We start from the raw sequence: 26,604 nt of genomic DNA, 5'->3' as shown, positions 1-26,604 counted from the left end.
GATGCACAACCATAAGTATGCAGCTCCCGCATTTACCGTCCAGGAGTTCTGCGAGCTGCATAAAATTGGAAGAACGAGCTTTTACAAAGAAATTCAGACGGGAAGACTTGAGGCGGTCAAAGTTGGATCCAAGACGCTGATCACGTCTGCCGCGGCAGCACGTTGGTTAGCTGACCTGCCGCGGTCAAGGAGCCAGTCGGCTCATGCAGCCGCCGAGAAAGAGCGAAGCCACCTAAAATCTGTCTGAGCGTCTAGCCTTCAGTGCTTAGCGCAGTGCTCCGTCATGGCGATCTCGGCGCCTATCGACGACGCATATAAGAAGCCGAATCGCTCAGGGGTTGAAGGCACATCCCCCACACATATTCGCGCGCAGCTCGCGCGGATGGGGTGGACTGGCACGCTCCCGATCCATTCGCACGACGGCGGTCACTCATCCCGGGGTAAGGCCCCCGGGATCAAGGGCTGGCAGCAACGTGCGCAGTTCGAGGGGCGGGAAACCACCGCGGCCGACCTGAAATTTTGGGAGCGCAAAGAGCGCCAATGGCCAGGCACCGGCATCGCCTGCGGGAACGTAGTCGCGATCGACGCTGACTTTGCGACCGACGCGGCAATGGCCGAAACCGTGACTGCCCTGGCTGTCGAGGTATTCGGCGAAACCCCGTTCATACGCCAAGGACAGGCCCCGAAGGTCGCACTGATCTACCGGGCGGCCGAGGCGATGCCGAGCTTGCACCTCAAGACCGCTGACGGCTCCGGCGATGGCCTCGATATCCTTTGCCAGGGCACGCAGTTCGTCGCCTTTGGCGTCCACCACAAGACGCTGAAGCCTTATACCTGGATCGGCGCTGTGAGCCCGCTGACCGCCAGGCCGGACGAGGCACCCGAGGTCACACAAGCGCAGGTCAATAACTTCGTAGCCCGCCTACGCGGCGTGATCGAGCTAAACGGCACGGGTGGCCGTAAGGGGCAGGGTGGCGGGACTGGCGGGGGTCAGATACTGCGCAATGTCGACGGTTTCGTGATCGACGGCCGCGAGTTCCACCTCACACGCGTGGTCTATGCGACCGCTCTGGCGATGAGGGTCGAGGGGATCGAGATCACGGCGGCAGACCTGACGGCGCGAGCGTGGGAGGCGTTCAGGGCCTCCACTGTGCTGGACGACGCGCGTTGGTCGCCCGAGGCCGCCCGGGTAAAGGCCGCGGCCCTACTCGCCCGTGTGCGGTGCGGACAGGTCAAGCTGGACGCAGCGCCGACCGGAACGAAGGGCGAGCTCATCGAGCCGACGTATTCCGATTTGCGGGTGTCCGTCTCCGACGCTGAGGCTGCGACCGCGGCCATCGTCGCCGGCTTCTTTGAGAAGCATGTTCCGAGCTGGAAGCGTGAAATCTCGCAGTGGCAGGCGAAGGCCGAAGAAGCGAAGGAGCGCGAGCAGGACGAGCCGGTCAAGCCGGATCCGGTTTCGTGGGCCGCGCGCATCGAGACCGCGATCGGCAAGACGGCCCAAGCGATCCAGAGCGCCGCCGCGGCGGCCAAGATTGGGATCAGCATCGTCTACGCAGCCCCGACGCATAGCTTGCTCGGCGAGCTTGCCGAGCGGTTCCGTGCGCTCGGTGTCGAGGCCAGGGTTTATCGAGGCTACACCTCGCCCGATCCCGACGCGCCGGATCAGGCAATGTGCCTTGACCTTCCGGCGATCGACGACGCCAAAGCTGCGGTCCGCCCGATCCCCTCGACGGTGTGCGAGCGGCGGATTGACGGCGCGAAGTTGTTCTGCCGGTTCCACGAACAATGCGGGATGGAGCGCCAGCGGCAGGCCATTGCCCCTGTGTGGCTCGTGCCGCACGCCCTGCTGTTTCACGGACGCCCGGGTGCGATCCCCGCCCCCGACGCCCTGGTGATCGATGAGGGCCTGACCATGGGTGCTCTGCCGGACAAGCCAGCGCGCCTGTCCCTCGACGCGATCAGGCACGCACCCATTGAGCCGGGAGCGAAGGCGCCGCTGTTCTCCAACGCCGCCAACGACCTCGGCACCGCCCGGGAATGCCTGCTGCGGGCCTTGGATGCGCACCAAGACGACGGGCCTTTGCAGCGTGAAATCCTGCTGCGCCACGGCGTGACCGCCTCACTGGCTGCGGGGGCTTACTCACTCGAATGGGGGCGGCTGCGCGATCCCGGCATTGTGCCCGGCATGGACGCGACGGCGCGCAAGGTACTCGCCGTGAGGGTCGGGCAGTACAACACCGACGTGAAGCTGCTGGCCGGTCTCTGGGAGGAGCTGCGCAAGTTCCTCGCCGGCAGCGCAGAAGCGTCCGGCCGCCTGTGCCTTCGCTACGACAACGAGACCCAGACCCGCATTCTAGAGCGTCGGAGCCTCGACATAGTGCGCGATTCCTGGCTCGCACCGGCTCTGCTGATCGATGCGACCTTGCCCGACGCGCCGCTGCTTGAGCCTGTCATGAGCCACCGCGTCGAGGTGAAGGCCGATATTACCGCCAGATGGAGCCCGCACGTGACGGTTCGTCAGATCCTCAGCGCGCCCGTCACGGCTCGCAAGCTCGGCATCGTCGGCAGCGACAGTGATGAGGCCAAAGATACCGCCGGGGCCCCGAAGCGAGTCATCACCGATCTGCTGCGCCTGATCAGGCTTCGGGCCGCCGTGGCCTGGCCGCGGATCGTCGTCGTGATCGCGCCCATGCGCCTTATCGAGGTGCTGACCGCCGCCGGTCTGCCTGAGAACGTCGAGACCGCGCATTTCGGGGCGGTGGCCGGGATTGACCGTTGGGCAACCGCTGCCGGCCTGATCTGCATCGGCCGTCTGCAGCCCGGCCCCGGCAGCACTGAGCCCTTGGCCGGCATCATTACCGGCACGGTGCCGCACGAGATCGAGCCGAACCCGAAAGACGGCGGGCGCTGGTATCGACGGGTCCCAGGCGCCGTGCGGCTCGCGGACGGGCGAGGCGTTTCCGTCGAGCGCGAGCAGCACCCTGACAGTATGGCCGAGGCCCTACGCTGGCAGATAACCGAGGCCGGACTGATCCAAGCCATAGGCCGACTGAGGGCGCTGCGCCGTGGGCCCGATGCGCCCGCCTTTCTCGACATCATCAACGACGTGCCGTTGCCGATCAGCGTGGACGCCACCCCAACGTGGGCCGAGGCCAAACCCGGCGCCTGGGCCGAGATGGCATCCGAGGGCGTGCTTTTGGAGAGCCCCGCCGACATCATGGCCTGCTTTCCCGAAGCCGCGCCGACCCGCGATCGCGCCAAGGAGATGTGCCTTCCGACGTTGGGGGCAACGCCTATAAGGAATGTATCTATAGGCGTTACCCCCAACGTCAGACTGGCCTCGTACAAGCGCCTGGGCCGCTTCGCGCCTGCTCGCGCCGTCCTGCTGCCAAACGCCCCCGCCGACCTGAAATCCTGGCTCTCCGACCGCCTCGGGGCCATCGAGTGGGTGAAGGTTGAGTACGTTGAGGCGCCAACGAAAGCCACGCCGCAAGCGACGCCCGCCACTGCTAGTCGCCGGCGGTGTTGCGCCGATCTCGCCCCAGAGATGGCTGCTGTCTACCGCGCTTCGGTCGACGTGCCTGCGCCGCGTACCGCGCCGTTCGTTCTCGTTATCCCTGAGGTCATTCACTGGTTACCACCAGAAGCCGACGCTTTCCGGGAAGCCGCAGAATGATCCTTGTTACTTTCCGGCGATTGCCCCAATGCGCTAATGCGGGATCTCGCCTAGCACACCGCACTCTTATGCTGCCGACGCGCCGCAGTCCTGCCCACAACTCTACGCCAGAGGCTGAGGCAGAAGGACTAAGGTCTAAATCAATCCTCGAGCTAATCTATGGGATTCTTCTCAGCATAGCGCGGGATGCCGCGAGCCCTTCCTGACACTTAGCCTTGAAAGTGGCTGCTGCCCGTGTCCGCTGACCGTGTTGGTAGTTGTCGTTCTGGCTACCGCTCGGAGCCCCGCTTCCTATCGCCCCTCCGTGCATCCGGCACCGCTTCTTCCCCTTCACCGCTGGCGACCGGCACGGGGTTCCTGATCGGGTCCTTGCTCCGCAGCGGGCCGCTGCCTGCAACGACGGCGGTTCGGTCCTCATCCGTTGCATGGGGTTGTTGTCCATTTTCGCAGCTACCCCCCGGTTTGGCCTCTGACCGGCCGCTCGCGTCGACGTTGCCGACGATTGCCTGACCCCCTTCATACACGTGTACGTGCTCGACCGTGACCTTCTGCTCCCCGCCCCGCCGCAGCTTCGCCAATGCCTCCAGCTGCGCCGTGTAGGTGCGGAGCATCTTGGTTGCGAGATTGCCATTCGCGGCCGCCTGCTCTGGTGTAGCGGCGCAGGCAGCCCGCTGCAGGCACTCCATTGCTAAACGATGCGTCGCAGCCATCTGCACGGCCAGCATACCCTCCAACTCGTTCTCGGGCCGGACCGCCTCGACCGCAGCAAGCATCGTGTTTGCCTCGATCTCAAGCGCGCGTTCGTCAGGTCGCACCATGCCAAGCAGGTTGTTCAGCTGCCCAATCGCGAACGTATCGGAGCGCGTGCCGAAGGCATCGCTAAGCCGGATCTGCCAACCGCGGCCATCGTCATGCGGGCAGTTCAGATCCAAGTTGCCGTCTGCTGCTCGCTGCAGTGAGACCGTAACCGGCTCATGGCGCGCTTTCCGACGCTCATTAGCCTTCAGCATCCGGCTTAGCTCTTCTGCTGATCGCGCCAGATTTACTTCAGCCACATGGATACTTGCGTCACCCATGGCCTCAACTCGCCTCCACCGATTCCAGAGTTCCACACTTCGATAGAATTTTCTCTACGTTCCAGGTCAAACCAAGCAGATGATACCGTACTCATCTGACCAGTATTTGTCTAGCAGCTAAACCTCCAGATGGGATCGATTCAATAATAATTCTTTACACGCATATTCTTGAAACAGGTTCCGCCTGCCAGCGGGTCGACCCTAACGTCTGACGCCAGCGACAGGCGGCCCTCTGGTCTGACCGGTCTTTTGGACCAGGCCGAGTGACAGGCTACTGCATGGTCGCTGCCATGGGTAACCGGGCGGCCGGGGCCGGGTAGCTGACAGGCGCGGGCGGCCGATAGCCCAGGGACGAGTGCGGCCGGACGCGGTTGTAGGTGTTCTGCCAGAGGGCGATCACGGCCTGGGCTTCCTTGAGCGAGCAGAAGATCTCCTGGCGCAGGCACTCGTCACGCAGCTTCTGCTCGGAGATCTCCGCCACCTTGCACGCTAGCGCTAAACTTTTGCCCTGGGCCGTCTGCACCTCAATCTGGCGCAGCTTCAGCACGACCTGCTCCGCACTCGTCTTCTGACCTCGCCGCATGTCCGACTCCTCTGGTCCTGGCTGATCCTCTCAATCAGCCCGGTCCAAAGCCAGCCGGTCAGGTCACAAGATTGACACCAACTAAATTTTTCCACCAACACCTTTAAACTTCTCAACGAAAGCAGAGATGCGTTGGAACACTTCGCGTTTCTTGCTCAGGTATTGTGGATTGAGAGGACTCATTTTCGGTAGTATAGAGTTCAGCTCTGTCCCATTCTCGCTCGCATACTCTCGCTTAATCGATGTCGCGATATAGCGCTTCGCAGCGTCCGGGTTCAGCTTTTCGCCGATAATGAGTTCTTCAGCTTCGCGATGTTGGGCCGCTTGTGCGAAAGCGAAGAAGGCTTCAATCACGCCAGCTTTGTCCCCAAGCTCGTCAAGGTTTGTTTGATTGATGAAATCGACGATCAAACCTTCCTTTGCCCGGCTGCCAATACTGGCGCGGACGAAGCGGCGGATTTCTTCAACAAGCGCCGACTTGCTCTTTGTCTTCGTGTTATGCTCAAATATTAGTTCAAGAATGTAATCCAGGTTGATCTCCTGCGACTTCAAGAGATCCACTTCGAAGACTACATCATCCCAATCGATCGTTGAACTGACTTGCTCCGAACTGGCCCTCTCGCGGCGAAGCCAATCCCTGATATCATTATAGGTTGATCGGTAGTCCTGTATCTTCCGATCAACTGGCATGCGGACAGATTTAAGTTCCTCGATATCGATGTCGCTCAAATGGCGCTGTTCTTTAAACGCGGCGAGCGCTTCCGCATCGCTTTCATCGATCTCTTGGAGCTCCCTCAAGCTTGAAAACTCATCGTAGTTCTGAAGGATATTCTCAACCCGGAGATACTCACCGAACAACTTCACGAAGGCCTTCTTGTCAGCCTCCTTCGCAATCCCCGACGGATCTGGGAAACGCTCTTCAAGCTCTTTCACAACATCCATGAAGCCGCGTCTTGCTTCTCCGGTCGTCTGGTCCGTGAAGCCCTCCATGTACTCCGAGTAGCTTTTTTCCAGGACGACGTTCTTAGTGTTCGCGTTACCGAACAGCGTAATCGCTTTGACAGTCGCCTCTTCGAGGTCGCGGAAGGTGACGATGTTTCCAAATGATTTGGTCGCATCATAAATGCGGTTGGTACGGGAATAGGCCTGAATGAGACCGTGAAAGCGCAGGTTCTTGTCCACGAACAGCGTGTTGAGCTTCGGCGCATCAAAGCCCGTCAGGAACATGCCCACCACGATGAGTAGGTCCACTTCCTCGGACTTCATCCGCGTGGCCAAATCACGATAATAGTTCTGAAAACCTTTGCTATCGACGCTGAAGTTCGTTTTGAACAAGGCGTTGTAATCCGCGATGGCCGCGTTCAGGAATTCCTTGGCGCTGCTATTCAGCGCGGAGATCTCAAAGCTCTCATCGGAAATATCACCAATTGCGTCCTGCTCTTCATTAGCCGAAAACGAAAAGATCGTTGCTATCTTTAATGGTTTGTCGCTGTTTGCCTGCAGCTTGTTCAGGCTCTCATAATAGAGCTTCGCCGCATCGACATTGCTCACGGCAAACATCGCGTTAAAACCCTTATTGGTCCCATACAGTCGATGCGTTTTGCGGCGGAAGTTATCTAAAATGTACTGGGAAATCTCGGCGATTCGTTGGGGGTGCTGAAGAGCTTGCCGGTTTTCCGCGGCAGTTAGCTTCTTTTCGTCCTGTTCGATTTCTATCGCTTTAAATTGCGGGCGCACATCGTTGTAATCGACCTTAAATTTCAGAACCTTTTCGTCACGGATGGCGTCGGTGATAACATAGGAGTGAAGCTCGCTGCCGAATACGCTGGCCGTCGTTTCCGCACCCGAAGCATTCTCTGGAAAGATCGGCGTACCGGTGAAGCCAAACTGGCAGAATTGTTTGAACTTCCGCTTGAGGTTTTTTTGTGCCTCACCAAACTGGCTGCGATGGCATTCGTCGAAAATAAAAACGACGCGCTGGCTATAGACGGGTACGTCTCCTTCGCTTTTCATCAAATTGTTGAGCTTCTGAATTGTCGTGACGATGATCTTGTTGTCGTCCTTAGACAGATTGCGTTTCAAACCGGCGGTACTGTCGGACCCGTTCACGCTGTCCGGAGAGAAGCGCTGATATTCCTTCATCGTCTGGTAATCGAGGTCCTTACGGTCAACCACGAAAAATACCTTATCGATGAACTCGAGTTGGGTGGCGAGGCGGGCCGCCTTGAAGCTGGTCAGCGTCTTGCCTGAGCCTGTCGTGTGCCAAATATATCCGCCGCTTTCCGGCTTGCTGAGCGTCTTGCCTTCGAACGAGCTTCTGATCTTGCGCAAAATGCGTTCGGTCGCCGCGATTTGATAGGGTCGCATCACCAAAAGCGTGTCGCTGACGTCGAAGACAGAATAGTCTAGCAACACCTTCAAGAGGGTGCGCTTCTCGAAGAATGTCGCCGTAAAATCCTTCAGGTCCCGGATTAGGCTGTTATCGGCCTGCGCCCAGTTCATAGTGAAGTCAAAGCTGTTCTTGTCGCGCTTGGTCGTGTTGGCGAAGTAGCGGGTATCGGTGCCGTTCGAGATAACGAAGATCTGTAGGTATTTGAATAGCGAACTGTCCGAGTTGAAACTCTCTTTGCTGTAGCGGTGGAGTTGGTTGAATGCTTCCCGAATGGCGACGCCGCGCTTCTTCAGCTCGACCTGCACCAGCGGCAGGCCGTTGACGAGGATCGTCACATCGTAGCGGTTCGCATGAGTGCCCGCTTGCTCAAACTGTTTGATGACCTGAACTTTGTTGCGGCAGACATTGGCCTTATCGACCAGATGGATGTTCTGGATACGGCCATCATCGAAGACGAAGTCGAAAATGTAGTCGTCATGGAGTTTGCGGGTCTTGTCCGTGGCGCTGTCGCTTGGGCGATCTAGATAGGTCTCAACGAACCGCGCCCATTCCTTCTCAGTAAACTGTACAGCGTTGAGCGCTTGCAGCTGTGTACGCACATTCACCAGCATGGCGTCCGTTGATTTCAGATCTAGAAACTCATAGCCCTGATTGCGCAGATCCTGAACAAGCTCGCGCTCCAGGTCGGCCTCAGACTGATAGCTGTCCGCCGCTTGCCAGGCGCGCGCATATCTATCGAGAACGATAAAGCGGTTGGTCTCGGCGATCGGGATCGTCTGCTCAGTCATTCGGAGCGTCCTCCTGCCAATAGCTGTAATTGCTGCGCAGGTGATTCAGCAGGAACTTCACCGTCTGCTTTTCCTGAGGAGAGGGCTCAGCAATGGCCTCACTGGAAAGCGTGTTATGGCTCGTAAATTGAATGATGCGGTTCAAGTAAAGCTGCTGGTCGCCTGGCAGCAGCTCAGACCATCGTGGATAGCCCAGAAAATTCGATGTCTTTTCATAGAGGTTTCGTAGCAGAGTAAAATGATAGCGCTCAATCTTGTCTGCCGCGATTGCCGCTTCCAGCGTTTGCTTGAGATAAAGGTGATAAGAAAAACTCTGGTTTGAATCGCCATTCTTCTCTGTCAGTTCGGACGTTCCATCCTCGAGCCGTTTCAACATGTAGCAGGTCTTGTTTTTTAGCTCATTGAACAGCACGTTGAAGAAAAGTGGGCTGTGTGTCGTGATGATGAATTTCAGCCCGTTCACCGTGTCGCTTTTCTTGATCAGGTCCGCAACATCGACAGCGAGCTGGATGAGGTGGTTCTCATCAAGGGAACTGACCGGGTCATCAATGAAAACATATTTAAGGTCATTGAACTGATTCGTCTCGCGCTCTTCGACTTCAGCGATGTTACGGGTGCTGATGACCTGATCAAGTAGGCAATAAAAAACGCTCCAGATGAAGTTGCTTTCTTCGCCTTTCGATATTTTGAGACGCTCTGGGTTGGTCTCCGGATCTTGCCCCAGTGTAAAGATCACTTCGGAAAATGCCGGGACGGTAATTTCTTTGTCTTCCTTATCTTTGGTTTTGTACTCCACATTAAAGCGGGGCGTAAGATTCGGCTGGGTGTAACGCTGAAAAACGGTGATCACATTGAGGTCAAGCCCGAGATCTTCGAAGGCGGATCTGGTGAACGCATTCGGCTGGATGCAGAGCTTCCGCTCGGTATCGCCGGTCAGATCATTGTCCCAGTAGAAAAGGTCTTCAGTGAAAGCGTTGTAGTAGAGTACTTTGGGGCGATAATCATCGTCCCGTTCCTCGGTTTTCGGGTCAATCAGCTCTCTAAACGCGCGGGACAGCCGCGTCTTGCCGGAGGCGTTAAACGCGTAGATCAGCTGCACCTTCTTATCGGCGGTCCGCAGCGTTCCGGCGATCTCTGTCAGCGTCTGTCCCATTTACGCCGCCTCCGCTTCCGGTTTGGAAAAGCTCAGCAGCTGATCGCGGTAATAAGCATATTGCTTTTCACGCAGCTTAATCTCGCGGGGCAGGCCTTCGCTGATCGAAGTCGTAAGCGCGTCGAACGTGTCGAGGATTGCGACGATGCGCGTCTGTTCCTGGAGAGACTTAGTAGGGTCGTCAGGGTAAGGAACTGGCAGCCGCACGTTCTTGACCCCATCAATCAAAAGCCTTTTTATCTTACCGCTCGAGACGTATTTCGCTTTCTGATTATGAAACGAATCTGTTTGCATCGCATAGGCGATGAACTTCGGGTTCATGTTGTGGCGGAAAGCATAGCTATCATCGTGGATGGCAACTTCTTCTTTTCCCAGCCACGCAACCGCTTTGCCGACGTCTTCAACTGTTTCGCTGACGCCTGCGATGACCACATCATTTGGCTTAGCATACCGTAACGACGAAGCCATATCGCTTCTGATTTTCGAATATGTTTTGTGCGTGAAGACACCATAGTGGGTGTAGATTTCGCCATAGTGAATCGCGCCCACGCCATCATCTACATAATCGGCTTTCGTAAAGCGCTTGCCACGGATGAACTCACCAATCTCATGCAAAGGTTTCCATTCGGCCTCCCCACCTTCAAAGCTGAGAAGCCAGTTGCGGTAGTGATCGTATTGCTTTTTGCGCAGTTTAAGCTCGGCGGTAAGCTCGGCGGTAAGCTTGGCGGTAAGCTCGGTGAAGCTGTCGAGTATTCGAACAATCTCACCCTGTATTGACAGCGACTTTTCCGGATCATCTGGGCATGGGATCGGCACAAGATATTGTAGAATATGATGTTTGCTTCCACGAGGCATCTTTGCTCCCTTGGAATGCTGAATATTGTACTCGAAGAATTTTTCGTCGGTCAGAACCTGGAAGAGATAGCGCGAGTTCAAGACAGGGTCTATTGGATGAACCACCAGAACGTCTCCATTGGTTCCACCTCTCCGATCCGCCTGCCAGATTTTCCTAAGGTAAGGGCGAATGTTACCGATTAGTACGTCGCCCTTGTTAAATTCTGTTACATTGCCGGACGTAGGAATGTAGTCTGAATCTATCCTCCCAGCCCGGTATTGCAGAAGGTTGTCCACCCCGACATAATTTGATTCATCGAGCTGATCAGAACCGATACGGGTCGTTGAGTACTGAGCAACATCCCCCAACGGCTTCCAAATCACCTCAGCTCCATCCAGCAGCTTCTCTAGAAAACCTGCCGCACTCATGCGTCGATCTCCGCGATGATGGCGTCGATGTCAGTGCGTAGCCGGTTGATCCGCTGAACCGTGGTTTTGATCTCCTCATTCAGCTCACCAATAGCGACGACCTCCCGCGTGTCACGCGGTTCAACGTAAGAACTGACCGAGAGGTTATAGCCTCGCTCCACGACGGTCTCATATTTCACCGAGAAGGCGACATGATCGACATCTTCCTTTTGATCGAAAATTTCCATCACCCGCGCGATGTGATTGTCCGTCATCAGATTGGTGTTGGTGGCTTTTTTGAAAAACTCTGCGCCGCTGGCGTCGATAAATTGGATGGCCGTATCCTTCTTGTTCTTGGCGAGGACCAGGATCGTCACTGCTATGGTCGTGCCGTAGAAAAGGTTGGCGGCGAGCGCAATCACCGTCTCGACATAGTTATTATCGACGAGATATTGGCGGATCTTTTTCTCCACGCCGTCGCGGTAGAAAATGCCGGGAAAGCAGACGATCGCCGCACGGCCCTTGGCCGACAAATAGCTGAGTGCATGAAGCACGAAGGCGAAATCGGCCTTTGATTTAGGTGCCAGCACTCCGGCCGGAGCAAAGCGGTCATCATTGATCAGTGTAGGATCGTCCGATCCGATCCATTTTACCGAATAGGGCGGGTTAGAGACGATGGCATCAAAGGGTTTATCGTCCTGAAAATGCGGCTGGGTCAGTGTATCTCCGCGTTGAATATTGAACTTATCGTAATTGATGTTGTGCAGAAACATGTTCATGCGAGCGAGGTTGTAGGTGGTGTGGTTGATCTCCTGCCCGAAGAAACCTTCCTCGATGATATGTTCGTCAAAGTGCTTCTTGGCCTGGAGTAAGAGCGAGCCCGAGCCGCAGGCTGGGTCGTAAATCTTGTTGACCCTTTCCTGCCCATGCATAGCAAGCTGAGCGATGAGCTTTGAGACGTGTTGCGGGGTGAAGAACTCCCCGCCGGATTTGCCCGCATTGGCAGCGTAGTTCGAGATTAGGAATTCATAGGCATCCCCGAACAAATCGATCTGGCTGTTGTGAAAGTCGCCGAAATCGAGTTCCGCAACGCGTTTCAGGACTTTTGCTAATCGGCTGTTCTTTTCAGTGACGGTACTGCCAAGGCGCGTGCTGGTCGTGTCGAAATCGGCGAAAAGGCCCCTGATGTCCTGCTCGGAAGGGTAGCCATTGGCCGATGATTCAATCGCCGCGAAGATGTGCGCCAGATCGGTGTTCAATCTGTCATTTCTGTTGGCGTTTTTCGCGACATTCACGAACAGCTGACTGGGATAAATGAAATAGCCCTTGGTCTTGATGGCGTCGTCCTTGATGTCATCAGTGATGACGTCATCGGATAAAGCCGCATAATTTATGCTCTCGTCATCCGCCTCGATATAGGCGGCGAAGTTCTCGCTGATGAACCGATAAAAAAGCGTTCCCAGGACGTATTGCTTGAAATCCCATCCATCGACCGAGCCACGTACATCGTTTGCGATGTCCCAGATTTTCCGTTGTAGCGCTGCGCGTTGCTCTTGCCCCGTCATGTTTTCTTATCCTTGTTCGGGCTGACATCTCTATTGATGCTGTCTCTAGTATTCACACGCCGGGACCGTTCCGCAGAGCGAAAGCTCCCGCGAGTGATTGACCGGCGATTCGGTCTGATGGCTCTGGAAGGGTTTGATGCCCTGGAAGAGCCACAGCTTGGCGGGATGCAGCGGGCGCGCGCAGCGGCCCCCTTGCCAAGATTGCGGTTTATTGCACCGCACATCTTGCACGTCGCGCTATCCGCCCTCCTCGTCGGTCGTAAGGTCGTTCTCCCAATCCCTGTCGCCATACATGACCCGCATGATCGTGACCCGCTCTGGCTCCGCCGTGAAGGCAATCGTTACCCGCCGTTCGAAGCTAACGATGCGCAAGCCAGGCCGAACATCGTCCTACCTGGTGCCGCGCTCTGCCACCACGTCGAACCTGCTCAAATGCCGCTCGATCCACTCGATATAGCCAAGCGCAATCTCCGGCGAAGCTGCCCCTCCAATCCAGTCATAAAGGCTGTTCAGGTCGTCTCGCGCTTCCGGCGCGATGATGATCGGTCGGCGCTTCACTTCGGATCGCGAAGGCGCTTGGCGTGGCGGTCTTTGATCTCAGCGAACACGCTCTCAGCCGCAATGCCGCGGGACGGATCAGCGGCCACCGCGTCATAGGTCGGGGCAACCTCATTCTTAAGCCAGCGCTCAATTGCTTCGTCCCGCTCTCTCAGCGCGCGCAAACCAGCCCGGACCACCTCGCTCGTGGAGGCATAATCGCCAGAGGCCACTTTGGCATCGATAAACGCGGCGTGTTCGGATGGCAGGCTGATGGTTCGCTTCTCGACTGTCGTCATGGCGGGACTCCTCTCCCACTATCCTAGCACAACCGGTGTGAAAAAGTCATACTTTTCTCTGGCATAATGTAGATGCGGGGCCCTAACGCGCCGGCCTTGGTGTACCCCCTCATCTCTGTCGAAGAGCGAGGTGCTTCGCGCATCGCGCGCGGCAATCCACCGGTCGAGATGTGCCGGGAGTGCGACGCCGAAACTGCGGCGGTCATCCAGGATCGCAAACAGAATGCGCTCGATCCGCTGCCAAGTGTCAGCTTCGGCCTCGAACCATGGCTCGGCTTCTGGCGGAGTGAGCCCGCCTGCTTCGCCGATCAATTCGACCAGCCGCATCGTGCCGCCCGGCCCAAGCCGCAGGTTCAGACTTTCTATGTAGTGGCGGCGCGCAATCATCCAGGCCGGCAAGGCATCCTTGGGCTGGGCCCAGAACTCCTCCGCCGTCATGACCTTGCGCCGTGGGTTGGGGGTGCTTATCGGCGGCTTACCGTCTCAATCACAGTTGCCCGTCGCCCCTCCGCCAGCTCGCCGCCTCGGCCACTACAGCCCTGCTCAAGGCTCGCTTGGTCGCTGCTGCGTCTGCAGGATTCTCATCAGCACCAGAACGGATAAGGCCAGCCGTCCGGCTTCTTCGCGCAGCTTCGCCTCATCACCATCCCAGACAAGGTCTTTGACGTCGGCGGCCAGCTCTTCGAGCTTAGGCAGGTGCTGTTTGAGTTGCTCATTCATGAGGCTGCAGTGGGCTGGACCACCGGCAAAGATCATACGCGCGATCGGCAGGGACGTGAATCACCAGGCACCGACATAGCCTGCCCGTAGGCTCGCGCTTCCAGCGCATCCAGGATCGTCTTAACGGCCTGCGCATCACCTACCGCACCGATCTCAGCCAGGATTTCCCGCTGCGCGGCTTCGTGCTGTGCGACGATTGCGAAGGGCCCCTGACGGCCTGCTGGTCGATCAGCGGCAGCGCGCAGAAGCAGCGCCATCCCTACTACCAATGCCCGAAGAAGGGCTGCGCCAGCTACGGCAAGGCGATCCGCCGCGACGTGATCGAGGGCGCGTTCGAGACGCTGCTCAAGAGTGCCGAGCCGCAGCCCCAGCTGTTCGCTGTGGCGACCGCAATGATGAAGGAGCTATGGCACAGGAAGCAGGCGAACGTCGCGGGTCAGACCAAGGCGCTAAAGGCGAGCCTCGCCACGGTCGAGGAGCAGATCGAGCAGGCTGTCGAGCGGATTGTCGAGACGACCGTCCCGGCTGTCATGCGCGCCTTGGAAGAAAAGGTGCAGCGGCTAGAGAGCGACAAGCTGCTCTTGCGCGAAAAGATCGAGAACGGGGCGGCGCCACGAGGCGACTTGGACCGACGACTTAGAACGGGCCTCGCCTTCGTAACCGGGGCAGATATCCGGGCGGTGGCGTTTTGCGGTTTGGCCGTGGCGTGATTCAACACCCGGCATGGCGCTGCCGGATCCCGATGGCCTGGATGCCCTCCCGCTGAGCGAACTTCGCGGGCTTGTCGCTGACCTGATCGGTCAGGTCCGCACCTTGACGGACGAGAACCGGGCCTTGCGCGACGAGGTCGCGCGGCTGAAGGGCTTACCACCGCGCCCGCCGACGCGGCCAACCCCGTCCGGGATGGAGAAGGCGAGCGAGCGGGCGCAGGCCAAACCGGGCCAGCGGCGGCGCGGGCCCGTGCACGAGCGGGGCGTGATCACGCGCGAGGTGTTGCTCAAGGCTGCCGTTCCGCCAGGCTCGCGCTTCAAAGGCTTTGAGGATGTCGTGGTGCGCGACCTCGTGCTGGAGGCGGTCGTGATCCGCTACCGGCGCGAGCGGTGGTCCACGCCGTCGGGGATGAGCGTCGTGGCCGCGCTGCCGCCCGGGATCGTCGGCGGGTTCGGGCCGCATCTGCGCCGCTTCCTCCTGGCGGCTCATGTCCAGGGGCAGGTCACGAGCGAGCGCTTGACAGCGATGCTGTCCGGGCTCGGCCTGATGATCTCCAAGCGGCAGGTGGTCCGCCTCCTGAGCGGCCCGCGCGATCCCTTTGTCGCCGAGGAGCAGGCGGTGCTGCGCGCCGGTCTCGCGAGCGCGGCCTGGATCAGCGTCGACGACACCGCCGCGCGGCACGCGCGGACGGACGGCGTGACCACGCAGATCGGCGATGCACGCTTCACCGCCTTCCGCACCACCGCGTCCAAGTCGCGCCTGAACTTCCTCGCGCTGCTGCGGGCTGGTCACGGCGACTTCGTCGTCAATGACGCGGCGCTGGCCTACATGCGCACCCGCGCGCTGGCCGGGCCCTTCCTGGCGGCGCTCGCCGCCCATCCGACCCGGACCTTCCCGGATACCCCGGCCTGGCAGGCGCATCTGGCTGCCCTTGGCTTCGATGCACGCGCGGTCACGCCCGACCCGGTGCAGGTCGCCACCGAAGGCGCGCTGTGGGGTGCGATCCGGCATCATGGTCTGATGCCCGACACGGTCGTGGTCTCGGACGGGGCCGGTCAGTTCCGGGTCGGTCCCCATGCGCTATGCTGGGTTCATGCCGAGCGTCTCGTCCACACGCTGATCCCGACGACCGCGGCTCAGCGCAAGGCCATCGCGCTCACCCGCACCCTGATCTGGTGGTTCTATGCCGACCTGAAGGCCTGGGCCCGCGCCCCTTGCCCCAAACGAGCCCGCGCCCTGCGCGCCCGCTTCGACCGGATCTTCACACGCCGCACCGGCGCAGTGATGCTCGACCGGCTGCTCGCCCGCCTGCACCGGCACAAGGCCGCCTTGCTCCGCGTGCTGGAGCGGCCCGAGATCCCGCTCCACACCAACGGCTCGGAGAACGACATCCGCGCCTGCGTGACCAAGCGGAAGATCTCGGGCGGGACGATGAGCGAGGCCGGCCGCACCGCCCGCGACGTCATGCTCGGCCTGATGAAGACCTGTGCCAAGCTCGGGATCTCGTTCTTCCGCTACCTCGGTGACCGCCTTGGGATCCCGGACGGTGACGCGATCCCGTCCCTACCGGATCTCGTCAGAAACGCCGCAACGGTCTGACCGCCCGGCAATCTGCCCCGGTTACCTCGCCTTCCTCGCAAGTCCTTGGAATTTATGGAGTACGGGCCGGCTTGAGGACCGCCGCGCGGTGCTTAAACTCACCTTTGTCCATCGCCTTCGCTACAAGCGCTGCAAGGGATTTAGAACGCCCGATATGACCTGGCCATTCAAGGTCTTAGGCGATTTTTGTGCGGTGAAAATAGAATGGCGCGCCCGAAAGGATTCGGCGCATAGCAGCTCAGACATTTGATAAATCGGGCTTTTTTCCTTCAGCTCGTAGCGCCAGTGTAGCACATTGGCGTGGCACCGCTACACCGAGAACTCGTCCGCGCAGGCTGCGTCATCAAGCCAGAGTCGCGCGGATCATGGACGCGTGAGCGTCGACAACTATCCCGCCTTCGCGCGGCAGGGAGGTGCCCGCCAGACTGAAACGAGGAGAGCTTATCGTGTGCATCCCCTGTGACCGCGAAGGCCGCAGGGGATACTGTTATGGCCTCAGCCTCAGGCGACGACGATGGCGTCCTCGCCGCTGCGGCGGCCCCGCCCGGCCGCCTCGAGGAATGCGGCCAGCGCGGTCGCCTTCATCACCAGGCAGCGCGGCTTTGCGATGATGCGGCCGTTCGCGCGGTTGACGAGCCGGACGTGGACCTGCTTGCCGCGCCGGTTTCCGTGGCCCGCCTCGATCACGCCTGCCTCCTCCAGGGCACCGATCAACATCGCCGGCTCCGTGATCTCGCCCAGAACCGCTCCGAGACACTCCTGCCGGATGGCCACGAAATCGTCACCCACCTTGCTGAAGCGGAAGCCGGCCGTCCGGCCGTCGAGGATCAGCTCCGTCGCCGTGCTGATGGCGGGGAACACCGCGGCGTCATCTAGGGCGTCGCGCAGGGCCACGAGCGCCTGGACCGGGCAGCCGTCCTGCAGGGCCGCCAGCGCCCGGCGGTAGAGGAGTTTCACGACGCGCCGGGGCAGGCTTGCCTTCCAGGGCAGAAAACCCGTCTCGATCGCAATGGTACCGATTGCGTATATCAGCTCGAACTTGGCGGCGATGCGGCTCTCGTAGGCATCGGCCAGCTGCACCTACAACAACCGCAACATGGTCGAGCGCCTCCCGACACAGCTGAAAGAGCGGTGCGCAATGGCAACCCGCCACGAGAAGACCGCCCCAGCCCTCATGGGCGATCTTTGCCTCGCCGAAGCCCCAGACTGGATCCGGCGCTGATAGTCCCAAGTCGCAGACAAGCCCAAGCCGATAGTGGCCGGAGTTCGGATGGCTAACCGCTGTACTCAGACCCAAAGATGTGCGCAGCCAGCTGCACGTTGCGAAACGGCTTCCAAGCCGATGGCCAAGCAGTCTCCGGTTATCGAGGCAAGCTCTAGATAAGGGTTACTCTGGGCGAGCATCTGCCAACCCATATCAGATGGATTGGCGACCGGTGCCAATCTGGACCAGCCATGCCAATATCCAAATTTAGTGTCAAAGATCCAAACCACCGTATCTGTCTATTTTATAACCTCTGATACAGCTGCCATCACGATTCGAACAGGGCGCCGGCACGCAACGATTGTAAATTTTCATGATCTGTGCTTCCATACTCACGAAATGACAATCAAGAGGACCTACCGATGTGGAATGGCAGGCTGATTGCCGCAATCATCGGAATTTTAATATTACCTATTTTGATGCTTGAGAATGCTTCTAGCCGAGAGATACAGCTGCCATGCAGAGTAGATGAGGCAATCACTCAAATTGAGCCAGATATCAATCCAAATATTAAGGCATTGGATGGCAACCCTTTGTCTGGGGAAGAGTCAAAGATTACGTGGAACTTGCGCGATCAAACTTTGAATGACGATATGTATCTTGTAGTAGCAATGTCAGAGCTTGTCCGATTCAAAGGAGAAGGCTTTGTCGCTTTGCCACCACGCTCGCGCGCTCCCCGTTCGATAAAAGGACTCGAAGACAGGACTCGTGTCGTTATCCCGGTGTCTGGTCATCTTTCAAATATCAACGGCGTTTTTGACGTAACTTTTTATGAACCCGGACCGCAAGTATTGTATTGGCAGATCGTAAGATTGCCAAAGAGCGAAACTTCCATTTGCAAGCAAGTTACAGTTGCGCATGGTAGCCTTGAGATCAACGTGCAGCCGGGTCGGCCGCAGCTCGTAACGCAAAACCGCTTCACAGAGGGGTCTCCGAAAAATATCCAAGAGTCCGATACAGGCCGATACTTGCTCTATGACTATGGCGACCGTTATGAGGTTTTCGACGCGGCGACCGGCGACGTTTTAGTGAGTCACGCAGGAAGCTCCCCACGTTTTTCTAGTCGAGGCCGTTATGTGACGTCTTTCGATGGCTCTAAGCGTCTGGAGATTGTTGATATTATAGCCCAGAAAACCATATTTGCGTCCTCAACTCTTGAACAAGGGGACTTTGGAGGTGTCATTGTAGCAGGCTGGTTGAACGAGGACTCACTCCTTCTGCTTGGGTATGGTCGGAAAGGCGCGGTCGGTGTGACAGTGCCGCTTGTTGACGATCGCAACATTTTCTCTGCCTCAATAAGCTGCAACGCTTGCCAGGCATTTGGCTCAACCTCACTCCTGCTAGACTTGGATAGCCTGACTGTTCAAGCGTCTGACCAAGATTTGTTTCAGTCCTCGTTGGTCGAAGTTGCCGCCTCTCCCAGTGTGATAAAATTTTGGGAGGAGCAAGATCCCAATGACCGCGGTCCTGAACCGCGGCGACCGAAATACCTCCTAAAATTCGCAGATAATGCTATCGTAGATGATAAGCTCGAAATTCCGAGTGACGCCAATGGATTCGGCAGTTTTACATGGGAGCTATCCGATAAGATAACTTTCGTATTCTTTGACGTTTGGAATGGAAATGTCAAAGCGCAACGGGAGATCTTAAATAATCATGCCGCGCAGCAAAAGTTTAAGGACTCTCGAGCACTGTCAGAAAGACAAGCAAGCGGACGAGTGGTCAGAAGAGTTGTCGAAGTTGGAAATACAAGAGTGTCGCCGAAGTCCTACTTCGAGAGAGCGGCTGAATCTATCGCGCAGTTCGGCATAGAGTTGCTACCTAATAAACAGCCAGAGCAATTTAGACCCGCTAAATTTACCGGTGATGACTACGACAAACAAACCGAGTCCGCCCTAAAAATTGTTCGTAAAGTTCTGGCGGAAACCTCAGCCTCGCGAAAGCCAATGCTTTTGACAAAAAAGAACATTCCGCTCGGAGGTGAAGACCGTTTATTCACGCGTGAATATGGCAGATTTGGCGCATGCAATCGCGGTAGAGAGGTCAAGGGATGGAACGAGGATACAGATGTAGAGGAACCGGCGATTATCAGCGCAGATCGGCTACAAAGCGCTTGGCGCGCGCAGCTTCCGACTGGCGTTCTATTTATCTTCCAGCAATTTGATTACTGTGGAACAGCCCCCGATAGATACGGAGATATTATCTCACTATTCATTCCATCCGATACCAAGCTACCTCTTCGGTTTAGAAGGTTGGCAGCATCGTCAACGTCGGGCGGCGAGACGTCGCCCGTTCAGGGGCTCGACGCCGCTCGCTTGTCTCTTGGCAATGCACTTCGACTCGCGGAAACTCCGACGTTATATGTAAATGTAGCGGACAATCAATATCTCATCATCGTTTCAAGAGATGCTTCGAAAGGGGCGGTCTTTCGTCTGCCTTCAATGGAATTTTTATACAATTTGGATAACGTCAGGGAATCTCTGGACTTGCATTCTATGTCCATAACCTCCAATTCTGCCGCAGTAGTCCAGCTAAATAACAGTGGACATATTTCAGTAAATTCTTTCAGCAACAACTCTGAGATCCTATTCGGCCGCTATGTTGATGACGAATTAGTACTCTACGATAGAAGCCTTGCTTTTGAAGCGACTCCCGAAGGCGCGTCGTACGTTTATGTTCGAGTGCCAGGCAGTCCGGGTCTTTTCACTTTGGATCAATTTCGAAGCAAGCTTGAACAGCCTGGACTCTCTCGCAAGCGGCTCATTGGGGAGTACGGCGATGGCAGCCCCCCAGCCGGCCTTGTCCCGCCAACGCTTTCTGCACACAAGCGAGACGGCATTTATGCCCTGGAGGCTCACGCGTTTGGCACACTAGCTAAGTTGCAGATATCGGTAGATGGAAGGCTCGTTAAAACTGTTCCACTGTCGGGCGCGGATGCTAAGATCGAACTACCAATAGAGAAAGAATTTCATGGACGTTGGATTAGCTTTTTTGTGGAAGATGGACGACAGCTGCGCAGCTTAGTCCGATCTTTTCTCGTAAGTCGTGATCCGTACGCGAGTCGTCTGAATATTGTCGCTTTTGGTTCAGACAAATTCAACCGTGCGCGAGTGCAAACCGCCACGGTCGGCGATCTGGCATTTGCTTTCAAAGATGCCCAGCGTTTTGAAGCAGGAATCAAGCAATGGATCGCGCCGGCATATAATGGTTACGACGCTCAGGTCCTCACTGGAACAAATACGGATAGAGCTAGACTACTAAGTGAGATCGAAAAAGCTGCTGATGCGACAGGCCTCAGAGATACACTGGTGCTTTTTCTTGCTACTCACGGAATGAATGGGCCCTCTGGTTTTTCGATAATACTTCCTAGCAAGGAAACAAATGGTCCGGCCGAAGAAATATCATTTGGATCCTTATCTGCAGCCTTACATCGCGCTCACGGTCGGGTCTTCGTATTTCTAGATGCTTGCCATTCAGCGGGCGCCATACAAGACGTGGGATCAGAAGAGCTGGCTTCGACGGATCGAAACGTGACTATCATCTCGTCGTCTAAAGGACGGCAGAGTAGTCTCGAGAACGCTGGCTGGGGCGGGGGCGCCTTTACAAACGCAATTTTAGGCGCTTTGAAGCGCACTTCCTTTCCGGGCTCTGCCACCTTGGATTCCCCTTTGTCGATTGAAGCATTGTATGCGGAGGTTAGACGGGTAGTTGCTGCACAGACAAACGGAAAGCAAACGCCTTGGCTTAGGAGGTCGGTGTGGGTCGGAAGTCAATCATTGAACTAAACGCGGATCATCGCGAGAAGCAGGTTCCTGGATCTTTGACAAGACGCGTATCAATCTCCAGCGTTGCAATTGTCGGTGCAGCACTGGGCATGCAGTTTAAGGTTGGACTTCCTTTGTCAGCGGCGCAGCCTGCTCGCATAAAAAGCATGCAGGCATGGATGGACGCTTGGTCCGGTACTGGCGCGCGCGATCCTGTCGGTGGACTATACGTATACCGCTTCAAAGAGCCGATGTGGGCCTTGACCAAATCAGTTGGCTGGCGTCCGGATCACGAAAGTGCCCCGCTCCAGCCTGTGGACGTACCAACAGGTTTCGTGACAGATTTTGCAAGCATTCCGCGCGCATTCTACTCGCTTCTACGACCCGATGGCGAGTACGCTTATGCAGCTGTGATTCACGACTATCTTTATTGGACGCAGGGCCGGCCAAGGCACGAGTGCGACGAAGTATTCAAAGCTTGTATGCAAGATTTTAAAATTAATAATAAAATTGTAGATATCATTTTCAGGGCCGTGAGAACGTTCGGCGGATCAGCTTGGGAAGCAAATAAGCGGTTGAAAGTGTTAGGGGAGCAGCGTTTTTTAGCTAAATTGCCAGAGGACCCACGTATCACGTGGGCTGAATGGAAAAAAGACAGAACGGTCTTTGCCGACCCGCCGCGCTGATATTGGTAATCGTTGAACATTAAGCTCATGCACATCTAGTACGGTGATTATTGTTCACCTTCCGCCGCGTGATAGCCGGACGTTGCAGCGGTTCGTAGCCGTTGATGATGGGCTCGACCTGACGTGACAAGGCGAGCAACACCGTAGACTAAATAAAGGCGCGGCTGATCTTGGCATGAAGATCGCGGGACATGAATCAGAGAATCAGCTCGCACCTAAACTATCAGTTACACTTTAGCCCAATGGTGGATTGCTCCGGCTGGCCGGATTACGATTTAGCTGCATTCAGCAGTTATGGGTGGCGCGGCAAGTTCGTGCGCATCCCGCTCAACCACCAGCTTCAGGCCGGCTTACAGCGCCGCCAGCCTGTAGAAATGCGACGTCGCGATACACCACCCTATCGATCTCGGTCTGAAGTCGAGCCAGCGAGATCCCAAAGTCAATCGTCCCGTCGGCGCGTCGCTCACGCCCATAACGGCGACCTACCCCGCCGCCGGCATGGTCTGTCAGGGCGTTGTGCACCTCTTCGCTCAATCCCGCGTCGCGGCAGGCCCGCTTAAAAGTGTGACGAAACGAATGGAACGTCTTGGCAGAGTGATCGACGACGTGGACGCCGAGGTAGCGCCCGAACCACTTGGTCCACGCTTTGGCTTTTGGGTCGATGGGCGGGGCAAATGCGGGCCAGAGTGGCGCAGCTGGTGGAGTGGGCCCCTCGGGGTGGACGGATTGGGCAGGGCTGATTGACCGGATGGCCGGGTCTTCGAAGGATGAAGACCATGGCACGACACCGTTCCCACAGCGTCGCGTTCAAGCGTCAGGTCGCGCAGGAGTACCTGTCCGGCGAGACGCTGCACGGCCTGGCCAAGCGCCACGATCTCTCGCGCAACCTCGTGCGGGTCTGGGTGCAGAAGTACGAGACCGGCGCGTTCGACGACGATGCGGCCGCCGCCGACACGATTCAAGCCTACGAGGCGCGCATCGCCGCGCTCGAACGGCTCGTCGGCCGGCAGGCGCTTGAGCTTGAGTTTTTAAAAGGGGCTCTGCGTCAGGGACTGCCGCCGAGAAGCGGGCCTACGTCCGTGATCACCGGCCCGGCAGCCTCTCCGTCACTGAGGGATGCCGGCTGATGGGTCTGGCGCGCTCCACCTACTACGACGCTCCGACGCGGGCTGCCGACGACACCGCCCTCGTCGAGGCGATGGCGGCGATCTGCGACGCGTTCGAAGCCTACGGCTGGCGTCGCGTCCAGGCGGCCCTGTGCCAGCAGGGATGGCGGGTGAATCACAAGAAGGTCCGTCGTCTCATGCGCGCGCATGACCTGCAGCCGCGTGTTCGGCGCCGCTACGTCACGACCACCGACAGCGACCACGAGAGCCCGATCTTCCCGAACCTGGCCCGGGACATCGTGCCGAATGGGCCCGACCAGCTCTGGGTCGCGGATCTGACCTACGTCGCGGTGATGGGCGGCTTCGTCTACGTCGCGATCATCCTGGATGCCTGGTCCCGGCGCGTGGTCGGCTACGCGCTCGGCCAGTCGATCGACGCCCGGCTGACCCTCGCGGCTCTGCACGCGGCGATCGAGCGGCGTCGGCCGGCACCGGGACTGACCCACCACACGGATCGCGGCAGTCAATACGCTGCCGAGGCGTATCGGAAGGCGTTGGTCGAGCACGGGATCGTCGGTTCGATGGGCCGGCGCGGCAATCCCTACGACAACGCCAAGGCCGAGAGCTTCATGAAGACGCTCAAGGTCGAGGGGGTGTACCCGATGGCGTTCGAGACCTTCGCCGATGTGGCAGCCGAGCTACCGCGCTTCATCGACGAGGTCTATAATACCAAGAGGCTGCACTCCGCCCTCGCGTACCTGAGCCCCGTGCAGTTCGAGGAGCAACACGCCCGGCAGACGGTCAAAACCGCCGCCTGATCGTGCCCATCATCAGGGGCCCACTCCATGGCGGTGCAGCGCGGCAATCAGGATGAGACCAGCGCGTCAATCAAGATGAGAGGAACCGCCGATCTGATGACGCAAGGAGGGCAGAGCCCGACCGGAGGCATCGGATCGGCGTCGGCGTGACCTTCAGGGGCACGTCGTCTGGTGATCGCGGCCACCGGGCCAGCTGCGGGTCGTCCTCAGTTTGAGGAGCCTGCCCGTGCCCGGCCGCCACGTGACCGATCACCAGATGAGGCTCTTCATGCAGTTCCGTCAGAGCGACAGCGTCGCTGCGGCCGCCGCCAAGGCCGCCTTCAGTCCCGCCACCGGCCATCGCATTGCCGCCGATCCGCGTCTGCCCTCGGCTAAGAAGACCCCGCGCGGACGGCGTCGGCCCGATCCCCTCGCCGAGGTGTTCGAGGCCGAGATCGTGCCATTGCTCGAAGCCGCGCCCGGCCTGAGGCCGGTGGCCGTCTTCGAGGAGATCCTGCGCCGTCATCCCGATCTCGGTGAAGGGGTCCGACGGACACTGGAGCGGCGTATCCGGGCTTGGCGCGCCGTGCACGGAGCCGACCAGGACGTCATCTTTCGTCAGACCCACGAGCCCGGGCGGATGGGACTGTCGGACTTTACCGACATGGCCGATCTCGGCGTCAGCATCGCTGGGCTGCGCCTCGACCATCGGCTCTACCACTTCCGGCTCGCCTACTCCGGCTTCGAGCACGCCCACGTCGTGCTCGGCGGCGAGAGCTTCGTGGCGCTCGCCGAAGGGCTGCAGAATGCCCTCTGGTCTCTCGGCGGCGTGCCGCGCGAGCACCGCACCGACAGCCTCTCGGCCGCCTTCCGCAACCTCGACGAGGCCGCCCAGGAGGATCTCACCCGCCGCTACGAGGCCCTGTGCGCCCACTACGGCATGACGCCCACCCGCAACAACGCCGGCCTCGCCCACGAGAACGGTTCGGTGGAGGGCCCGCACGGCCACCTCAAGCGGGCCCTCGCCGATGCGCTCCTGCTGCGCACCAGCACCAACTTCCCCGACCTGACCGCCTACCGCACCTTCGTCGACGAGCTCGTCGGACGCCGCAACGCCCGCCAAGCTAAGCGCATCGACAGCGAGCGGGCTGTCCTGGCGCGGCTGCCCGAGCGGCGCTCGTGCGACTACGAGCAGGTCAGCGTGCGCGTCTCCTCGGCCGGCGGGTTCCGCCTGCGCAAGGTGTTCTACACCGTGCCCTCGCGCCTGATCGGCCACACCCTGCGCGTGCGCCTCTACGACGACCGCCTCGACGTCTTCGTCGGCGGATCCCACCTCTTCACCCTGCCGCGGGGGCGGGCTCATCCGGACGGACGGCACGATCAGGTCGTCGACTACCACCACGTCATCCACGCCCTCCGGCGCAAGCCGATGGCGCTGCTCAACCTCGTCTACCGCGACCGGCTCTTCCCGCGGGCACCCTACCGGCACGCCTTTGAGTCCCTGCGCGCCGCGCTTCCGGAACGGCAGGCCTGCCGCATCGCCGTCGATTTACTTGCGCTGGCCCATGACCGCGGCTGCGAGGCCGAACTCGCCGAATGCCTGGCCGTCGAACTGGCCGCCAAGCGCCTGCCCGATCTAGCCGTCCTGCGTGCCCGCTTCGCACCCGATCCGGCTACCATCCCTCACGTCAACGTCGCCCTCGGCTCGCTGGCGAGCTACGAGAGCCTCCTCGACGGCGTCACGACGGGAGGGGCGGCATGAAGGCCCTGGCCCGCACCACCACCGCGGTCGACACCGCCCGGCTCGGGATCATGCTCGGTGAGCTGCGCCTGCCGACCATCAAGACCGTCTGGCCCCGCTTTGCCGAACAGGCCGACAAGGAGGGCTGGCCTGCCGCCCGCTTCCTCGCGGCGCTGGCCGAGCACGAGTTGGCCGAGCGCGACAGACGACGCATCGAGCGTCATCTCGCCGAGGCGCGCCTGCCACCCGGCAAGACGCTCGATGGCTTCGACTTCGCCGCCGTGCCGATGCTCTCGAAGGCTCAGGTCATGGCGGTCGCCGCCGGCGACGCTTGGCTGGCGCAGGGGGCCAACCTGCTCCTGTTCGGTCCACCTGGCGGTGGGAAGAGCCATCTCGCCGCCGCGATCGGGCTCGCTCTCGTCGAGGCCGGCTTCAAGGTGCTGTTCACCCGCACCACCGACCTCGTCCAGAAGCTGCAGGTCGCCCGGCGCGACCTCGGCCTGGAGGCGGCCATCGGCCGGCTCGACCGCTTCGACCTGCTGATCCTCGACGACCTCGCCTACGTCACCAAGGACCAAGCCGAAACGAGCGTGCTGTTCGAGCTGATCAGCGCCCGCTACGAGCGCCGCTCCCTGATGATCACCGCCAACCAGCCCTTCGGCGAGTGGGGTCGGATCTTCCCCGATCCGGCCATGACGCTCGCTGCCGTCGACCGGCTGGTGCACCATGCCACCATCTTCGAGATGAACGTCGAGAGCTACCGGCGTCGCACGGCCCTGGATCGGAAACGCGGTCCTGGTCGACCGCCAACTCGCGCGACAATCAAAACTGCCGATGCGTGACGCTCCGCGACACGAACCTGACCCGACGCCACCTTGCGCCGGTCGATCGACCCGCTCATC

General features: G+C 59.0%; 21 protein-coding genes and 1 pseudogene. 10 read left to right on the top strand and 12 right to left on the bottom strand.

The genetic code is table 11. The features are described from left to right. The first annotated feature begins 1 nt into the window (after nucleotide 1). Nucleotides 2-247 (top strand): helix-turn-helix domain-containing protein, encoded by a 246-nt coding sequence (locus tag JOE48_RS31325; protein ID WP_210035471.1) that lies wholly within the window; start codon nucleotides 2-4, stop codon nucleotides 245-247. A 36-nt stretch (nucleotides 248-283) separates the two neighbouring features. After that, nucleotides 284-3,679, top strand: coding sequence for a bifunctional DNA primase/polymerase (locus JOE48_RS29990; RefSeq protein ID WP_210035469.1), 3,396 nt, complete (start codon nucleotides 284-286; stop codon nucleotides 3,677-3,679). A gap of 157 nt (nucleotides 3,680-3,836) precedes the next feature. On the opposite strand, the gene JOE48_RS30970 is transcribed toward JOE48_RS29990, so the two are convergent. The 11 genes from JOE48_RS30970 to JOE48_RS29940 form a co-directional block, all read right to left on the bottom strand. Continuing rightward, on the bottom strand, nucleotides 3,837-4,013 hold the full coding sequence (locus tag JOE48_RS30970) for a hypothetical protein (protein ID WP_312893399.1): 177 nt from the start codon (nucleotides 4,011-4,013) through the stop codon (nucleotides 3,837-3,839). Beyond that, on the bottom strand, nucleotides 3,949-4,755 hold the full coding sequence (locus JOE48_RS31125) for a hypothetical protein (protein WP_210035468.1): 807 nt from the start codon (nucleotides 4,753-4,755) through the stop codon (nucleotides 3,949-3,951). Before JOE48_RS31125 ends, JOE48_RS30970 begins: the two co-directional genes overlap by 65 nt. Nucleotides 4,756-5,026: 271 nt before the next feature. Beyond that, nucleotides 5,027-5,338, bottom strand: coding sequence for an integrase core domain-containing protein (locus JOE48_RS31320; RefSeq protein WP_409518626.1), 312 nt, complete (start codon nucleotides 5,336-5,338; stop codon nucleotides 5,027-5,029). 81 nt (nucleotides 5,339-5,419) lie between these two features. Further along, nucleotides 5,420-8,518 carry a type I restriction endonuclease subunit R gene (locus tag JOE48_RS29975; RefSeq protein WP_210035467.1) on the bottom strand — a complete coding sequence of 1,033 codons (3,099 nt, stop codon included), beginning with the start codon at nucleotides 8,516-8,518 and terminating at the stop codon, nucleotides 5,420-5,422. Continuing rightward, entirely contained in the window at nucleotides 8,511-9,671 is a 1,161-nt protein-coding gene (locus JOE48_RS29970) for an AAA family ATPase (protein WP_210035466.1), read from the bottom strand. The genes JOE48_RS29975 and JOE48_RS29970 overlap by 8 nt, the downstream gene beginning before the upstream one ends. Then, nucleotides 9,672-10,934, bottom strand: coding sequence for a restriction endonuclease subunit S (locus JOE48_RS29965; protein WP_210035465.1), 1,263 nt, complete (start codon nucleotides 10,932-10,934; stop codon nucleotides 9,672-9,674). It abuts the gene before it with no gap. After that, on the bottom strand, nucleotides 10,931-12,478 hold the full coding sequence (locus JOE48_RS29960; protein ID WP_210035464.1) for a type I restriction-modification system subunit M: 1,548 nt from the start codon (nucleotides 12,476-12,478) through the stop codon (nucleotides 10,931-10,933). The genes JOE48_RS29965 and JOE48_RS29960 overlap by 4 nt, the downstream gene beginning before the upstream one ends. A gap of 390 nt (nucleotides 12,479-12,868) precedes the next feature. Next, a complete protein-coding gene (locus JOE48_RS30730) occupies nucleotides 12,869-13,036 on the bottom strand; it encodes a hypothetical protein (protein ID WP_245253018.1) in 168 nt (55 codons plus the stop codon). Next, nucleotides 13,033-13,314: a type II toxin-antitoxin system ParD family antitoxin gene (locus JOE48_RS29950; protein WP_210035463.1), complete on the bottom strand. Its 282-nt coding sequence runs from the start codon at nucleotides 13,312-13,314 to the stop codon at nucleotides 13,033-13,035. Before JOE48_RS29950 ends, JOE48_RS30730 begins: the two co-directional genes overlap by 4 nt. Nucleotides 13,315-13,332: 18 nt before the next feature. After that, a complete protein-coding gene (locus JOE48_RS29945; RefSeq protein ID WP_210035461.1) occupies nucleotides 13,333-13,752 on the bottom strand; it encodes a hypothetical protein in 420 nt (139 codons plus the stop codon). A 105-nt stretch (nucleotides 13,753-13,857) separates the two neighbouring features. Beyond that, entirely contained in the window at nucleotides 13,858-14,070 is a 213-nt protein-coding gene (locus JOE48_RS29940) for a hypothetical protein (RefSeq protein WP_210035459.1), read from the bottom strand. Between the two features lie 23 nt (nucleotides 14,071-14,093). On the opposite strand from JOE48_RS29940, the gene JOE48_RS29935 reads away from it, so the two are divergent. After that, complete coding sequence (locus JOE48_RS29935; RefSeq protein ID WP_312893432.1) at nucleotides 14,094-14,744, top strand: zinc ribbon domain-containing protein; 651 nt, start codon at nucleotides 14,094-14,096, stop codon at nucleotides 14,742-14,744. 13 nt (nucleotides 14,745-14,757) lie between these two features. Next, a complete protein-coding gene (locus tag JOE48_RS29930) occupies nucleotides 14,758-16,344 on the top strand; it encodes a transposase (protein ID WP_210035456.1) in 1,587 nt (528 codons plus the stop codon). Between the two features lie 501 nt (nucleotides 16,345-16,845). Here the strand turns inward: JOE48_RS29930 and JOE48_RS29925 are convergent. Further along, a complete protein-coding gene (locus tag JOE48_RS29925) occupies nucleotides 16,846-17,424 on the bottom strand; it encodes a hypothetical protein (protein WP_210035455.1) in 579 nt (192 codons plus the stop codon). A 546-nt stretch (nucleotides 17,425-17,970) separates the two neighbouring features. Here JOE48_RS29925 and JOE48_RS29920 point away from each other — a divergent pair. The 6 genes and pseudogenes from JOE48_RS29920 (at nucleotide 17,971) to istB (ending at nucleotide 26,544) form a co-directional block, all read left to right on the top strand. Then, the gene (locus tag JOE48_RS29920; RefSeq protein ID WP_210035454.1) at nucleotides 17,971-21,393 is read left to right on the top strand and encodes a caspase domain-containing protein; all 3,423 of its coding nucleotides are present in this window, start codon (nucleotides 17,971-17,973) and stop codon (nucleotides 21,391-21,393) included. Beyond that, a complete protein-coding gene (locus tag JOE48_RS31120) occupies nucleotides 21,366-22,058 on the top strand; it encodes a DUF1353 domain-containing protein (RefSeq protein ID WP_210035453.1) in 693 nt (230 codons plus the stop codon). The genes JOE48_RS29920 and JOE48_RS31120 overlap by 28 nt, the downstream gene beginning before the upstream one ends. A 776-nt stretch (nucleotides 22,059-22,834) precedes the next feature. After that, nucleotides 22,835-23,185 carry a transposase gene (locus JOE48_RS29910; RefSeq protein ID WP_210035452.1) on the top strand — a complete coding sequence of 117 codons (351 nt, stop codon included), beginning with the start codon at nucleotides 22,835-22,837 and terminating at the stop codon, nucleotides 23,183-23,185. Continuing rightward, a pseudogene (locus JOE48_RS29905) lies at nucleotides 23,149-23,982 on the top strand (IS3 family transposase); the annotation flags it as partial. The gene JOE48_RS29910 and the pseudogene JOE48_RS29905, both read left to right, overlap by 37 nt. Nucleotides 23,983-24,238: 256 nt before the next feature. Next, the gene (istA, locus tag JOE48_RS29900; protein ID WP_409518549.1) at nucleotides 24,239-25,723 is read left to right on the top strand and encodes an IS21 family transposase; all 1,485 of its coding nucleotides are present in this window, start codon (nucleotides 24,239-24,241) and stop codon (nucleotides 25,721-25,723) included. Further along, a complete protein-coding gene (gene istB, locus JOE48_RS29895) occupies nucleotides 25,720-26,544 on the top strand; it encodes an IS21-like element helper ATPase IstB (RefSeq protein ID WP_053611553.1) in 825 nt (274 codons plus the stop codon). Before istA ends, istB begins: the two co-directional genes overlap by 4 nt. Nucleotides 26,545-26,604 lie beyond the last annotated feature (60 nt).

Origin of the sequence: Methylobacterium sp. PvR107 (assembly GCF_017833295.1) — a bacterium.
GTDB lineage: Bacteria > Pseudomonadota > Alphaproteobacteria > Rhizobiales > Beijerinckiaceae > Methylobacterium.
Note: the sequence above shows the minus strand (reverse complement) of the source record. Positions and strands in the feature narration are given on the sequence as shown.

Coding starts and splice junctions, on each gene's coding strand:
- JOE48_RS31325 (WP_210035471.1), top strand. CDS start 2: ATGCACAACCATAAGTATGCAGCTCCCGCATTTACCGTCCAGGAGTTC.
- JOE48_RS29990 (WP_210035469.1), top strand. CDS start 284: ATGGCGATCTCGGCGCCTATCGACGACGCATATAAGAAGCCGAATCGC.
- JOE48_RS31125 (WP_210035468.1), bottom strand. CDS start 4,755: ATGGGTGACGCAAGTATCCATGTGGCTGAAGTAAATCTGGCGCGATCA.
- JOE48_RS31320 (WP_409518626.1), bottom strand. CDS start 5,338: ATGCGGCGAGGTCAGAAGACGAGTGCGGAGCAGGTCGTGCTGAAGCTG.
- JOE48_RS29975 (WP_210035467.1), bottom strand. CDS start 8,518: ATGACTGAGCAGACGATCCCGATCGCCGAGACCAACCGCTTTATCGTT.
- JOE48_RS29970 (WP_210035466.1), bottom strand. CDS start 9,671: ATGGGACAGACGCTGACAGAGATCGCCGGAACGCTGCGGACCGCCGAT.
- JOE48_RS29965 (WP_210035465.1), bottom strand. CDS start 10,934: ATGAGTGCGGCAGGTTTTCTAGAGAAGCTGCTGGATGGAGCTGAGGTG.
- JOE48_RS29960 (WP_210035464.1), bottom strand. CDS start 12,478: ATGACGGGGCAAGAGCAACGCGCAGCGCTACAACGGAAAATCTGGGAC.
- JOE48_RS29950 (WP_210035463.1), bottom strand. CDS start 13,314: ATGACGACAGTCGAGAAGCGAACCATCAGCCTGCCATCCGAACACGCC.
- JOE48_RS29945 (WP_210035461.1), bottom strand. CDS start 13,752: ATGACGGCGGAGGAGTTCTGGGCCCAGCCCAAGGATGCCTTGCCGGCC.
- JOE48_RS29940 (WP_210035459.1), bottom strand. CDS start 14,070: ATGATCTTTGCCGGTGGTCCAGCCCACTGCAGCCTCATGAATGAGCAA.
- JOE48_RS29930 (WP_210035456.1), top strand. CDS start 14,758: ATGGCGCTGCCGGATCCCGATGGCCTGGATGCCCTCCCGCTGAGCGAA.
- JOE48_RS29920 (WP_210035454.1), top strand. CDS start 17,971: ATGTGGAATGGCAGGCTGATTGCCGCAATCATCGGAATTTTAATATTA.
- JOE48_RS29910 (WP_210035452.1), top strand. CDS start 22,835: ATGGCACGACACCGTTCCCACAGCGTCGCGTTCAAGCGTCAGGTCGCG.
- istA (WP_409518549.1), top strand. CDS start 24,239: ATGAGGCTCTTCATGCAGTTCCGTCAGAGCGACAGCGTCGCTGCGGCC.
- istB (WP_053611553.1), top strand. CDS start 25,720: ATGAAGGCCCTGGCCCGCACCACCACCGCGGTCGACACCGCCCGGCTC.